Source organism: Microbacterium gallinarum, assembly GCF_014837165.1.
In the GTDB taxonomy this organism is placed as follows: Bacteria; Actinomycetota; Actinomycetes; order Actinomycetales; family Microbacteriaceae; genus Microbacterium; species Microbacterium gallinarum.
Genome location: NZ_JACSPM010000007.1, coordinates 1 through 12,828, shown reverse-complemented (window position 1 = coordinate 12,828; position 12,828 = coordinate 1). Strand labels below are relative to the sequence as shown.

Below are 12,828 nucleotides of genomic sequence, written 5' to 3'. Positions count from 1 at the left end.
CATGGTTACGACAATCCCCACCGATGCGCCGCAGGACCGCGGCAGCGAGCAGTCGATCGAGCAGAAGGCCGTCGCCGGCATGAGCCAGGGCGCACTGGTGCGCCGCCGGTTCTTCCGTCACGCCGGAGCGATGATCGCCCTGGTCGTGCTCGTCCTCGTCATCATCCTGGCCTTCACCTCGGTCGGCACCGTCATCGGCGGCACCGGCAAGCTCCAGGCCAGCGGCGACGGCACGCTCGACATCAACGGCTTCCGCATCCCCGGCTGGTGGCCGCTGGACTGGTGGACGAGCTATCCCGTCGTCAACGGCGGACAGCCCACGCTGTCGCTGTGGCCCTTCGCCCTGGGCGAGCACCCCTTCGGCCAGGACACCCTGGGCAAGGACATCTTCGCCCAGGTCATGCGCGGCACCCAGCAGTCGCTGACCGTCATGTTCCTCGTCGGCATCGTGTCGCTCATCCTCGGTGTGCTGTTCGGCGCGCTGTCGGGCTACTTCCGTGGCTGGACCGACTCGCTGATCATGCGCTTCACCGACGTGATCATCATCATCCCGATCATCGTCATCGGCTCGATCATCGGAAAGATGCTCGGCGGCAGCAGCGCGGTGGTGTTCGGAATCTTCCTGGGTGTGCTGAGCTGGACAGGTCTCGCACGACTCGTGCGAGGCGACTTCCTCGCCCTGCGCGAACGCGAGTTCGTCGATGCGGCCCGGGTCGCCGGTGCAGGCAACGGCCGCATCATCTTCCGCCACATCCTGCCCAACGCGGTCGGCATCATCATCGTCAACACGACGCTGCTCATGAGCGCAGCCGTGCTGACGGAGGCCGCGCTGAGCTTCATCGGCTTCGGCATCACGGCACCCGATGTGTCGCTCGGCCAGATCATCAGCGAGTACCGCGAGGCGTTCCGCACGCGGCCGTGGCTGTTCTGGTGGCCGGGTCTGTTCATCGTCATCCTGGCGCTGTGCATCAACTTCATCGGCGACGGTCTGCGCGACGCCTTCGACCCGCGTCAGCAGGGCAAGGTCAGCCGGCGCAAGTCGAACCGTGCGGTGGCGGCCATCCCGTCGGTGCAGGGTGTGCAGATGGTCGAGGGCCCGACGTCGTCTGACGACGAGCGGTACATGGACGAGTTCGGCGGCGGTGCGCTGCCCGAGCCGCCGGCCGTCGAGGAACGCCGTGAGCGGGGTGATCAGCCGTGAGGCAGGGCGAGGCTCAGCACCGCGGCCGCGATCAGCACCGCGGTCACCGCGATGATCGGAACGTTCAGCGTCGAGACCGTGCCGCCGGGCACGGTGCTGCCGCCGCTGCGGCGGTACTGATCGAGGGTGCGGCGAACCAGCGCGGTCGCGTCGCCGCTGGCGGTGCCCTCGGCATCCGACGGACGGCGCGTGTCGCCCTCGCCGGGCGTGCGGGCGACCTCCTCGCGGTTCGTCGTCATGGCCTGTCGAGCGCTGGGCGCGGGAGCTGCCCAGGCGCGGATGCTGCGGCCGCCGGGCGTGCGGACGGTCAGCGCGTAGCGCGAGTCGACATCGGCCACGTCGCCCCACGGCACACGGTGCGTGCGGAAGACGTTGCCGATCTCGATGAAGCCCTCGCTGATCTGGACGTGCGGTCGGATGTAGAGGATCCACGCCAGCCAGGCCACGAGAACGATCGGCCAAGCCCACACGATGAGGCTCGGCACGCCGTCCGTGACGGCGATGAAGACAAGACCGAGGGCGCAGATCCCGATCGCCACCCAGGCGACGATCTGACCGCCGCGCGGACGAAAAGTGACCGGTTCGGGCATCTGCCCATCCTGACACGGGAGACGGTTCGATGAGCATGAAAGAGGGTGCCCGCATGCGCGGACACGTCCCGCAGCAGGAGGGCGGCCCGGTGCTGTCCGTCAAGAATCTCGGAGTCGAGTTCTGGGTGGGCGGCGGCTGGGCGGCGGCGGCGAAGCATGTCACGTACGACCTGATGCCGGGCAAGGTCCTGGCGATCGTCGGCGAGTCGGGTTCGGGCAAGAGCACGAGCTCGATGGCGATCATGGGCCTGCTTCCCAAGAACGCCCGCGTCACCGGCAGCGCGAAGCTCGCCGGTCGCGAGCTGGTCGGCGCCCGTGACGAGGTTCTGCGCCAGGTGCGCGGCGAGGGAATCGCGGCGATCTTCCAGGAGCCGATGACGGCTCTGAACCCGGTCTACACGATCGGCTTCCAGATCTCCGAGACGATCCTCACCCACCGCCCCGGCATGACGCGCAAGCAGGCGAAGGCCCGTGCGATCGAGCTCCTCGGCCTCGTCGAGATGCCCGACCCGACCAAGGCGTACAACTCCTACCCGCACCAGCTGTCGGGCGGTCAGCGTCAGCGCGCGATGATCGCGCAGTCGATCTCGCTCGACCCGCGTGTGCTCATCGCCGATGAGCCGACGACGGCGCTCGACGTGACGGTGCAGGCCGAGATCCTCGACCTGCTGCGTCACCTGCACCAGAAGCTCGACTCGGCGATCATCCTCATCACGCACGACATGGGCGTCGTGGCCGACATGGCCGACGACGTCATGGTGATGAAGGACGGCGACGTCGTCGAGCACGGCACCGCGGCCAAGCTGTTCACCGCGCCCGAGCATCCCTACACCAAGGCGCTCATGGCGTCGGTGCCGCACCTCGGTCTCGGCACCGCCGTCGCCGAGGACGCGAGCCACCGCGATGACTCCACGGCGGCGCTGCTGCTCGAGAACGTGTCGATCGACTACCCGAAGCGCGGCCGCGTGCCGGCGTTCCGGGCGGTCGCCGACGCGTCGCTCTCCATCCAGCCCGGCGAGGTCGTGGGACTCGTGGGTGAGTCCGGCTCCGGCAAGACGACCATCGCGCGCGCCATCGTCGGGCTCGTCCCGATCGCCGAGGGTCAGCTGCGGGTGGCCGGTCAGGACATGGTCGGCGTCGACCCGAAGCAGCTGCGCGCGGTGCGCAGGAAGCTCGGCATCGTCTTCCAGGACCCGGGCTCGTCGCTGAACCCGCGCTGGCCCGTCGGCGAGTCGATCGGCGAGCCGCTCGAGCTGGCCGGTCGTGACCGCAAGGAGATCTCCAGCCGGGTGACCGAGCTGCTCGACATGGTCGAGCTGCCCCGCGACTTCCGCAACCGCTACCCGCACGAGCTCTCGGGCGGTCAGCGTCAGCGCATCGGCATCGCCCGAGCGCTCGCGCTCGACCCGAAGGTCCTCGTGGCCGACGAGCCGACGAGCGCGCTCGACGTGTCGGTGCAGGCGCGTGTGCTGGAGCTGCTGCAGCAGATCCAGAAGGAGAAGCAGTTCGCGACGCTGTTCGTGACGCACGACCTCGCGGTCGTCGACCTGCTCGCCGACCGCATCGTCGTGATGCAGCACGGCAAGATCGTCGAGCAGGGCTCGAAGGAGCAGATCCTCCGCAACCCTCAGGACCCGTACACGCAGCGGCTCCTCGCGGCCGTCCCCGTGCCGGACCCGACCGAGCAGCGCGTCCGCCGCGAGGCGCGTGCCGCGCTTCTCGCGCAGCAGGACTAGAACCACCCGGAAGCGACCTGGGCGTGCGCGTGCGCACCCTCAGGTCGCTTTCGGCTGCCTGCGATAAGCTGGGGATGCCGGCATCCCGGCCCTCTCCACTTTCGCAAGGATTTCTTTCATGGCGCGCGCCCTCCGTCCGGACCTCCGAAACGTCGCGATCGTCGCGCACGTCGACCACGGCAAGACGACGCTCGTCGACGCCATGCTCCGTCAGACCGGCTCGTTCGGCTCGCACGAGCACATGGAAGAGCGCGCGATGGACTCGAACGACCTCGAGCGCGAAAAGGGCATCACGATCCTCGCCAAGAACACGGCGATCACGTACAGCGGCGCGCACACCGACGTCCCGGTGACGATCAACGTCATCGACACCCCCGGTCACGCCGACTTCGGCGGCGAGGTGGAGCGCGGCCTGTCGATGGTCGACGGCGTCGTGCTGCTCGTCGACGCGAGCGAGGGTCCGCTGCCGCAGACCCGCTTCGTGCTGCGCAAGGCGCTCGAGGCGAAGCTGCCCGTCATCCTCCTGGTCAACAAGACCGACCGCCCCGACGCCCGCATCGCCGAGGTCGAAGAAGAGGCGCACGACCTGCTGCTCGGACTCGCGTCCGACCTGCACGAGGACGTGCCCGATCTCGACGTCGACGCGCTGCTCGACGTGCCCGTGGTCTACGCGTCCGGCCGTGCCGGCGCGGCATCGCGCAACCGTCCCGCCAACGGCGCGCTGCCCGACAACGACGACCTCGAGCCGCTGTTCGGAGCCATCCTCGAGCACGTCCCCGCACCGTCGTACGACGACGAGGCGCCGCTCCAGGCCTGGGTCACCAACCTCGACTCGAGCCCGTTCCTCGGCCGCCTCGCGCTGCTGCGTGTCTTCAACGGCACCCTGAAGAAGGGCCAGACGGTCGCGTGGGTGCGCCACGACGGGTCGCACTCCAACGCCCGCATCACCGAGCTGCTCAAGACCCGCGCACTCGACCGGTACCCGGCCGAGTCCGCCGGCCCGGGCGACATCGTCGCCATCGCCGGCATCGAGGAGATCACCATCGGCGAGACGATCGCCGATCCCGAGGACGTCCGGCCGCTGCCCGCGATCCACGTCGACGACCCGGCCATCTCCATGACCATCGGCACGAACACGTCGCCGCTCGTCGGCAAGGTGAAGGGCCACAAGCTCACGGCCCGCATGGTCAAGGACCGTCTCGATCGCGAGCTCGTCGGCAACGTGTCGCTCAAGGTCGTCGACATCGGCCGTCCCGACGCGTGGGAGGTGCAGGGCCGCGGCGAGCTGGCGCTGGCGATCCTCGTCGAGAACATGCGCCGCGAGGGCTTCGAGCTCACCGTCGGCAAGCCCCAGGTCGTCACCCGCAAGGGTGACGACGGCAAGGTGCAGGAGCCGTTCGAGCACCTGACGATCGACGCCCCCGAGGAGTACCTCGGCGCGATCACGCAGCTGCTCGCTTCGCGCAAGGGCCGCATGGAGACGATGACCAACCACGGCACCGGCTGGGTGCGCATGGAGTTCATCGTCCCCTCGCGCGGTCTCATCGGATTCCGCACCGAGTTCCTCACGACCACGCGCGGCACGGGGATCGCCAACGCGATCTCGCACGGGTACGAGCCCTGGGCAGGCCACATCGTGACCCGGCAGAACGGCTCGATCGTGGCCGACCGCTCCGGCGTCGTGACGCCGTTCGCGATCATCGCCCTGCAGGAGCGCATGTCGTTCTTCGTGCAGCCGACCGAAGAGGTCTACGAGGGCATGGTCATCGGCGAGAACTCGCGCAACGACGACATGGACGTGAACATCACCAAGGAGAAGAAGCTCACCAACATGCGCTCCTCCACGGCCGACACGTTCGAGTCGATGACGCCGCCCCGCCAGCTCTCGCTCGAGGAGAGCCTCGAGTTCGCCCGTGACGACGAATGCGTCGAGGTCACGCCCGAGAAGGTGCGCATCCGCAAGGTCATCCTCGACGCGACCGAGCGCGGTCGCGCCCTCTCGCGTCTCAAGCGCCAGGACGCCAACGCGTAAGCATCGACCGGATGCCGCGACCCCGCCCCTTGCAGGGCGGCGGGTCGCGGCATCCGCCGTCTGCGGGGAAACTCGGCAGGAATCGTGCCACGCATGTCGCTGCGGCCCGCGGAGCGCGGGGGAGCCGCTCGGTAGCATCGATCGGGTGACTCTCGATCCCCGCTTCGACGACGTGCACAGCGCCGGCGAAGCGCGCCGTGCGGCGCGCGAGGGCGTCGGCGTGGCACTGGCGACGAGCGCGTACGGGATCTCGTTCGGGGCCTTGGCCGTGGCATCCGGTCTCGACGTCTGGCAGACCTGCGTGATGAGCCTGCTCATGTTCACGGGCGGCTCACAGTTCGCGTTCGTCGGGGTCATCGGTGCAGGCGGCCTCGCCGCGGCGCCGGCGGCCATCGCCTCGGCGGCGCTCCTGGGCGTTCGCAATGTCGCGTACGGCATGCGCATGTCTCCCGTCATCGGCAGCGGTTTCTGGCGCCGGGCCGCGGCCGCGCAGTTCACGATCGACGAGTCGACGGCGGTCTCGCTCGCGCAGACCACGCATCATGCGCGCACCGTCGGCTTCTGGGTCACGGGCATCGGCATCTACATCGGCTGGAACCTCTCCACGCTGGCCGGCGCCCTGCTCGGCGACGTCCTCGGTGATCCGCGGGCGTACGGGTTGGATGCCGCGGCCGCCGCCGCCTTCCTCGCGCTGCTGTGGCCGCGCCTGCGCCGCCGGCAGCCGATCGTGGTGGGGATCGCCGCCGCCGCGATCGCCACCGTCTTGACGCCGGTCCTCATGCCGGGGCTGCCCGTGATCATCGCGGCGACGGTGGCGATCGTCGTCGGCTGGTTCAACTGGCTCGGCTCCGACGATCCGATCGGGTCGGCGGAGGACGAGCCCCGTGACGTCGCCGAGCGGGAGGGACTGCCGTGACCCTGTGGACCGCGATGCTCGTGGCGTCGATCGTGTGCGTCGCGCTCAAGACCGTCGGCTATCTCGTGCCGCCGAAGTGGGTGGAGGCCCCGCGGCCGATGAGGATCGCCGACCTTCTCACCGTCGCCCTCCTCGCGGCGCTCGTGGCGGTGCAGACCCTCGGGGCCGGGCAGGAGATCGTGGTGGATGCCCGCATCCCGGCCGTGCTCGTCGCCGCCGGGCTGCTCTTGCTGCGGGCGCCCTTCCTCGTGGTGGTGGCCGCCGCCGCACTCACCGCGGCCTTGCTGCGACTGTGGGGCTGGGCGGCATAGCGACGTCCGGCGTGGGGCCGACCCGCCAGTAGAGTCGACGGGTGCGCTCCTCCGTCCCCGCCCGCGTGGGCACGTGGTTCGTGGCCCTGCTCGTCGGTGCGGTCTATGGCCTGGCGGGCACGATCGCGCACTCGTACGAGCTCGGCTGGTTCCCGCTCGGACTCGTGCTCGCGATCATCGGCTGCGCCGGACTGCTCGTCGCGGTGCGCTTCCTCACCGCCGATCGATGGGCGGCGCTGGCGACCGGACTCGGCATGATGACGTCGACCCTGGTGTTCTCCGGCAAAGGGCCGGGCGGATCCGTCATCGTTCCCGAAGGCGCGCTCGGAAGCGTGTGGACGCTCGCTCTGCCGATCCTCGTCGCGATCGTGGTGGCCTGGCCCGACCGCATCCGTCCTCTCGCGGAGAACTAGACTGGCATCGTGACGTATGTGATCGCTCTTCCGTGTGTGGATGTCAAGGACCGGGCCTGTATCGACGAGTGCCCGGTGGACTGCATCTACGAAGGCGACCGCTCGCTGTACATCCACCCCGACGAGTGCGTCGACTGCGGTGCGTGCGAGCCGGTGTGCCCCGTCGAGGCGATCTACTACGAAGACGACCTTCCCGACGAGTGGCAGGACTACTACAAGGCCAACGTCGAGTTCTTCGACGATGTGGGCTCGCCCGGCGGTGCCGCCAAGGTGGGCGTGATCCACAAGGACCACCCGATCATCGCCGCTCTTCCCCCGCAGGCTCCGTGACGCGCCGCGTCGGAGCGGGGACCTGACATGGGCGTCGCCGATCTCGCCGACTACCCCTGGGACGCCGTCGCGCCGTACGCGGAGCGCGCCCGCGCCCACCCCGACGGCATCGTCGACCTCTCCGTAGGGTCGCCCGTCGATGCGACACCGCCCGTCGTGGCCGATGCCCTGCGCGCGGCGACCGACGCGCACGCCTATCCGCAGACCATGGGCACACCCGCACTCCGGGCGGCCATCGTCGAGTGGTACGAGCGGCGTCGCGGCGTGCCCGGTCTCACCGCCGCGAACGTGCTGCCGACGGTCGGCTCGAAGGAACTCGTCGCGCTGCTGCCGCTGCTTCTCGGCCTCGGGCCCGGCGACGTCGTCGTCCACCCCCGCGCCGCGTACCCGTCGTACGAGGTCGGCGCCCGTCTGGTCGGCGCGACGCCGTGCTCCTCCGACGTCCCGGCCGACTGGCCAGCAGAGACCCGGCTGGTCTGGCTCAACTCGCCCGGCAATCCGGACGGGCGGGTGCTGGATGTCGCGCAGCTGCGCGCGGCGATCGCCCGGGCTCGTGAGCTGGGCGCCGTGCTCGCCTCCGACGAGTGCTACGCCGAACTCGGCTGGGCGGCGCCGTGGGATGCTGCCCCGATCCCGTCGGCCCTGGACCCGCGTGTCACGGACGGGTCGCTCGAGGGCGTGCTGTCGGTCTACTCGCTCAGCAAGCAGTCGAACCTCGCCGGCTACCGCGCCGCGTTCCTGGCCGGCGACCCGCAGATCGTCGCGCGACTGCTCACCGCCCGCAAGCACCTCGGACTCATGCTCCCGGCGCCCGTGCAGGCGGCCATGGTCGTCGCCCTCGGCGACGACGCGCACGTCGCCGAGCAGAAGGAGCGCTACCGCGCCCGGCGCGCGCTGCTCAAGCCCGCGCTCGAGGGGGCAGGATTCCGGATCGACGCCAGCGAGGCCGGCCTGTACCTGTGGGCGACCGAGGGGCGCGACGCGTGGGAGAGCCTCGGGAGGCTCGCCGACCTCGGCATCCTAGCCGGGCCGGGGCACTTCTACGGATCTCACTTCCCGCAGCACATCCGCCTGTCGCTCACCGCACCCGACGAGCGGATCGCCGCGGCGGCGGCGCGGCTCGCAGAGATGTCCTGAGGTTTCCTCCATCGGATGCCGCCGCCCTTTGGCTGTGTCCGCAGTAGGCGCATGAGCGGGCTAGGCTGTAGGAAACGCGGCGGCGCGGCATTCCCCGTCCCCGCTGCCGTCCTCGGAAGACGCCTCCTGTGCGTCCGCGAGACGGACGACACCCCCGGCACGACCAGAAATCGCGAGGAGGCGCCGTGAGCGAAGCGGGCACCCAGCAGGAGAAGGCCACCCTCACGATCGGTGACACGACCGCCGAATTCCCGTTGCTGCGGGGCAGCGACGGCGCGCCGAGCGTGGACATCTCCACCTTCACCCGGCAGACGGGGCACACCGCTCTCGACTACGGGTTCGTCAACACGGCTGCCACCAAGTCGGCGATCACGTACATCGACGGAGACCAGGGCATCCTGCGCTACCGCGGCTATCCGATCGAACAGCTCGCGAAGAACAGCACCTATCTCGAGGTGGCGTGGCTGCTGATCTACGGCGAGCTGCCGAGCGCCTCCGAGCTGGCCGAGTTCGACGAGAAGATCCGTCGCCACACGCTGCTGCACGAGGACCTCAAGCGCTTCTTCTCGGCGCTCCCGCACACGGCGCACCCGATGTCGGTGCTGTCGTCGGCGGTGTCCGCGCTGTCGACCTACTACGAGCACCAGTCCGACCCGAACAACCCCGAGCACGTCGAGCTGAACACCATCCGCATGCTCGCGAAGCTCCCGGTGATCGCCGCCTACGCGCACAAGAAGAGCATCGGCCAGGCGTTCCTCTACCCCGACAACTCGCTCGGATTCGTCGACAACTTCCTCAAGCTCAACTTCGGCGTGCTGTCCGAGGTCTACGAGGTCGACCCGGTGATGTCGCGGGCGCTCGAGCGACTGCTCATCCTCCACGAAGACCACGAGCAGAACGCCTCCACCTCGACCGTGCGGCTCGTCGGATCGACCGGCGCCAACCAGTTCTCGTCGATCTCGGCCGGCATCAATGCGCTCTACGGCCCTCTTCACGGCGGGGCCAACGAGGCCGTGCTCGACATGCTCGCGCGCATCCGCGACTCCGGCGAAAGCGTGCAGCGCTTCGTCGAGCGGGTCAAGAACAAGGAAGACGGGGTGAAGCTCATGGGCTTCGGGCACCGCGTCTACAAGAACTACGACCCGCGCGCCAAGCTCGTGAAGGAGTCGGCCGACGAGGTGCTGTCGGCCCTCGGCGTCAGTGACCCGCTGCTCGACCTGGCCAAGGAGCTGGAAGAGATCGCGCTCAACGACGCGTACTTCCAGGACCGCCGCCTCTACCCGAACGTCGACTTCTACACGGGTGTGATCTACAAGGCGATGGGCTTCCCCACGCGCATGTTCACCGTGCTGTTCGCGATCGGCCGCCTGCCCGGCTGGCTGGCGCAGTGGCGTGAGGCCGGTGCAGACCCGCAGACGAAGATCGGTCGCCCGCAGCAGCTGTACACCGGCGCGGGCGAGCGCAGCTACCCCGGACTCTGAGTCCGCGCCCGTGCTGCGCGGCGACGCCATCGCCGGGCAGTAGGGTGTGGCCATGGTCAGCGCCGATTTCTTTCCCCCTGACGACCCCGGCTTCGGCTCGCCGAGCATTCCTGCCGAGTTCTCGGTGGTCTTCGCACTGTTCGTGATCGTGGTGCTCGTCGGGATCGGCTTCTCGATCTACGTCGGTGTCCGCAAGTACGCGATCCTCAAGCAGGCGGGTCACGATCCGCTCACTGTGGATGCGGCCCTGGCGGCCAAGGTCGTCGACAGCGACCTCCTGCGCCCCGGTGCGGCCGTCGACGCCGGACCCGCCAGGTCGCTCGAGGAGCGGCTGTCTGAAGTGGACACCCTCCACGCGCGCGGTGTCATCTCCGACGACGAGCGCGCTGCCGCCCGAGCCTCGATCCTGCGTGGCTGAGCGGATGCCGCGGCTCCTGGTCCGTCGTCCGTCTCCACTGCTCGCCGAGGGCGAGCTCACGCATCTCGACCGCGTTCCGGTCGATCCGGCGCTCGCGCCGACGCAGTGGGAGGCCTACGTCGAGGTCTTCCGATCCCGCGGCTGGGACGTGATCGAGGTCGCCCCCGCAGACAGCCACCCCGACGGCGTGTTCGTCGAGGATGCGGTGGTGGTCTTCGGCGACCTGGCCGTGCTCTGCCGCGCGGGCGCGGAGTCGAGGCGCGGCGAGGCGGCTTCCGTGGGCGCCGCGGTCGAGGCATCCGGTCTCCGTCTCTCGACGATCGAGGCACCGGGCACCCTCGACGGAGGAGATGTCCTCAAGATCGGGCGCACCGTGTACGTCGGCGCGTCGTCGCGCACGAACGCGGCCGGGACCGCGCAGCTCCGGGAAGCGCTGGCGCCCGACGGCTGGGAGGTCGTCGCTGTGCCGGTGAGCAAGGTGCTCCACCTCAAGTCCGGCGTGACGGCATTGCCCGACGGCACGGTGGTCGGCTTCCCGTCGCTCGTGGACGCACCAGGCGCGTTCGAGAAGTTCGTCCCGGTGCCCGAGGAGCACGGCACAGCGGTCGTGGTCCTCGATTCGCAGACCGTGCTGATGTCAGCGGATGCCCCGGTGACGGCCGCGCAGCATCGGGCTCGCGGCCTCGACGTTCTCACCGTCGACGTCAGCGAATTCGAGAAGCTCGAGGGCTGTGTGACCTGCCTGTCGGTGCGGATCCGCGACTGACGCGGGGCCGCCGTCCGGTTCAGGCGTGAAGCGCCTCGTTGAGGGTCACGCCGTGGCCGATCCGCCGGACGGCTTCGATCGCCCCGGTGAGGGAGTTGCGACGGAACAGGATGCCGTCGAGCCCCGACAGCTCCGCACCCTTGACCGTCACACGCGACCCGTCGGCACGCGGCGGTTCGTCCGCGACCACGATCTTCGAGCCGGCGGTCACGTACAGGCCCGCCTCCACGACGCAGTCGTCGCCGAGCGAGATGCCGATGCCCGCGTTCGCGCCGAGCAGCGTACGGGCTCCGATCGACACCTTGTGCGTACCGCCACCCGACAGCGTTCCCATGATCGACGCACCACCGCCGATGTCGCTTCCGTCGCCGACGACGACACCTTGCGAGATGCGACCTTCGACCATGCTCTGACCGAGGGTGCCGGCATTGAAGTTCACGAAGCCCTCATGCATGACGGTGGTGCCGGGGGACAGGTACGCGCCGAGGCGCACGCGCGAGGCATCCGCGATCCGCACTCCCGGCGGGGTGACGTAGTCCAGGAGTCGCGGGAACTTGTCGAGACCTTGCAGCTGGATTCCCTCGCGCGCGAGGAAAGGACGCTGACGTGTGAGGGTGTCGGGATGCATCGGGCCGGCGTTGGTCCACGCGACATTGGGCAGGTGACCGAAGATCCCGTCGAGGTTGACCTCGTTGGGGGCGACGATCCGGTGCGACAGGGCGTGCAGTCGCAGGTACGCGTCCGACGTCGAGGTCGGCGGTGCGGCGAGGTCGACCTCGAGCGTGACGACCTCGACGGTGACCGCGCGGCGTGCGTCGGGCACGGCGAGCCGGTCGAGCGCGTCGGGTGGCATGGCGGGGTCGAATCCGAGCGGAATGCGTCCCGCTTCGGGGGAGGGGTACCAGGTGTCCAGGACCGTGCCGTCGTCCGCCGTCGTCGCGAGGCCCACGCCCCACACCCATCGCTCATCGCTCATGCCTCAACGCTAGCGGCGCGGCGCAGCGAGCCGGGGTGAGATTGCGTCGCGGGACGCGTGCTGACAGGCGCGGCGCGCGCGAATGCCGTTCGATCTGGGCTTCTTCGTCCGCGTCGGTGGGGTTCGCCGGGCGCGACACGCCCGGGGTGTGGGACGGATTCGACGGGGCGGGGATGGCCGGGTAATGTTCTTGTTGTTCGCCCCACAGGGAAGCGGAGAGGCTGAGAGCCTTACCCCCCTCAAGCGGCGGACCACCTTCCTTTCGAACGCAGCCTCTATCAGGGTGCTGGCCTTCGGGTCTAGAATGGGAGTCCTCCTCTCGTGGACCGCGGTCATCGATCGCTGCTGTTGCTTGTCGGCTTCGGCGCGTCGGTTTGACAGACGGAACGAGATGGATAAGATTGTGAAGTTGCCCTGCCGGGCTGGCCATGTGGCCGGTTGGTGGGAGCGTCCGATCCTTGAGAACTCAACAGCGTGCACTTGTCAAATGCCAAATAACCTCGTCGGTCATTTTTTGATCG

13 protein-coding genes are annotated in these 12,828 nt (G+C 69.3%); 11 read left to right on the top strand and 2 right to left on the bottom strand.

Translation table 11 applies throughout. From position 1 onward, the window contains the following. Position 1 precedes the first annotated feature (1 nt). Positions 2 to 1,201, top strand: coding sequence for an ABC transporter permease (locus H9622_RS14995; RefSeq protein ID WP_191767230.1), 1,200 nt, complete (start codon positions 2 to 4; stop codon positions 1,199 to 1,201). Here the strand turns inward: H9622_RS14995 and H9622_RS14990 are convergent. After that, entirely contained in the window at positions 1,192 to 1,791 is a 600-nt protein-coding gene (locus H9622_RS14990) for a PH domain-containing protein (RefSeq protein WP_191767229.1), read from the bottom strand. The genes H9622_RS14995 and H9622_RS14990 overlap by 10 nt on opposite strands. Before the next feature lie 53 nt (positions 1,792 to 1,844). Here H9622_RS14990 and H9622_RS14985 point away from each other — a divergent pair, with 53 nt between their 5' ends. The 10 genes from H9622_RS14985 to ddaH all read left to right on the top strand — a co-directional run bounded on the left by H9622_RS14985 (position 1,845) and on the right by ddaH (position 11,331). Continuing rightward, positions 1,845 to 3,527 carry an ABC transporter ATP-binding protein gene (locus H9622_RS14985; RefSeq protein WP_191767228.1) on the top strand — a complete coding sequence of 561 codons (1,683 nt, stop codon included), beginning with the start codon at positions 1,845 to 1,847 and terminating at the stop codon, positions 3,525 to 3,527. Positions 3,528 to 3,645: 118 nt separating this feature from the next. Then, entirely contained in the window at positions 3,646 to 5,559 is a 1,914-nt protein-coding gene (gene typA / locus H9622_RS14980) for a translational GTPase TypA (RefSeq protein ID WP_191767227.1), read from the top strand. 145 nt (positions 5,560 to 5,704) lie between these two features. Beyond that, positions 5,705 to 6,475, top strand: coding sequence for an AzlC family ABC transporter permease (locus H9622_RS14975; protein ID WP_318247142.1), 771 nt, complete (start codon positions 5,705 to 5,707; stop codon positions 6,473 to 6,475). Next, a complete protein-coding gene (locus H9622_RS14970; RefSeq protein WP_191767226.1) occupies positions 6,472 to 6,786 on the top strand; it encodes an AzlD domain-containing protein in 315 nt (104 codons plus the stop codon). Before H9622_RS14975 ends, H9622_RS14970 begins: the two co-directional genes overlap by 4 nt. A 41-nt stretch (positions 6,787 to 6,827) precedes the next feature. After that, positions 6,828 to 7,199, top strand: coding sequence for a DUF6113 family protein (locus H9622_RS14965; RefSeq protein WP_191767225.1), 372 nt, complete (start codon positions 6,828 to 6,830; stop codon positions 7,197 to 7,199). Between the two features lie 9 nt (positions 7,200 to 7,208). Continuing rightward, positions 7,209 to 7,529 (top strand): ferredoxin, encoded by a 321-nt coding sequence (fdxA, locus tag H9622_RS14960; protein ID WP_191767224.1) that lies wholly within the window; start codon positions 7,209 to 7,211, stop codon positions 7,527 to 7,529. Between the two features lie 27 nt (positions 7,530 to 7,556). Next, positions 7,557 to 8,666 carry a succinyldiaminopimelate transaminase gene (gene dapC / locus H9622_RS14955; protein ID WP_191767223.1) on the top strand — a complete coding sequence of 370 codons (1,110 nt, stop codon included), beginning with the start codon at positions 7,557 to 7,559 and terminating at the stop codon, positions 8,664 to 8,666. 185 nt (positions 8,667 to 8,851) lie between these two features. After that, positions 8,852 to 10,147, top strand: coding sequence for a citrate synthase (locus H9622_RS14950; RefSeq protein ID WP_191767222.1), 1,296 nt, complete (start codon positions 8,852 to 8,854; stop codon positions 10,145 to 10,147). 52 nt (positions 10,148 to 10,199) lie between these two features. After that, positions 10,200 to 10,565, top strand: coding sequence for an SHOCT domain-containing protein (locus tag H9622_RS14945; protein ID WP_191767221.1), 366 nt, complete (start codon positions 10,200 to 10,202; stop codon positions 10,563 to 10,565). A gap of 4 nt (positions 10,566 to 10,569) precedes the next feature. Then, positions 10,570 to 11,331, top strand: coding sequence for a dimethylargininase (gene ddaH, locus H9622_RS14940; RefSeq protein WP_191767322.1), 762 nt, complete (start codon positions 10,570 to 10,572; stop codon positions 11,329 to 11,331). A gap of 19 nt (positions 11,332 to 11,350) precedes the next feature. On the opposite strand, the gene dapD is transcribed toward ddaH, so the two are convergent. Beyond that, positions 11,351 to 12,307 carry a 2,3,4,5-tetrahydropyridine-2,6-dicarboxylate N-succinyltransferase gene (gene dapD, locus H9622_RS14935; protein WP_191767220.1) on the bottom strand — a complete coding sequence of 319 codons (957 nt, stop codon included), beginning with the start codon at positions 12,305 to 12,307 and terminating at the stop codon, positions 11,351 to 11,353. Between the last annotated feature and the right edge of the window lie 521 nt (positions 12,308 to 12,828).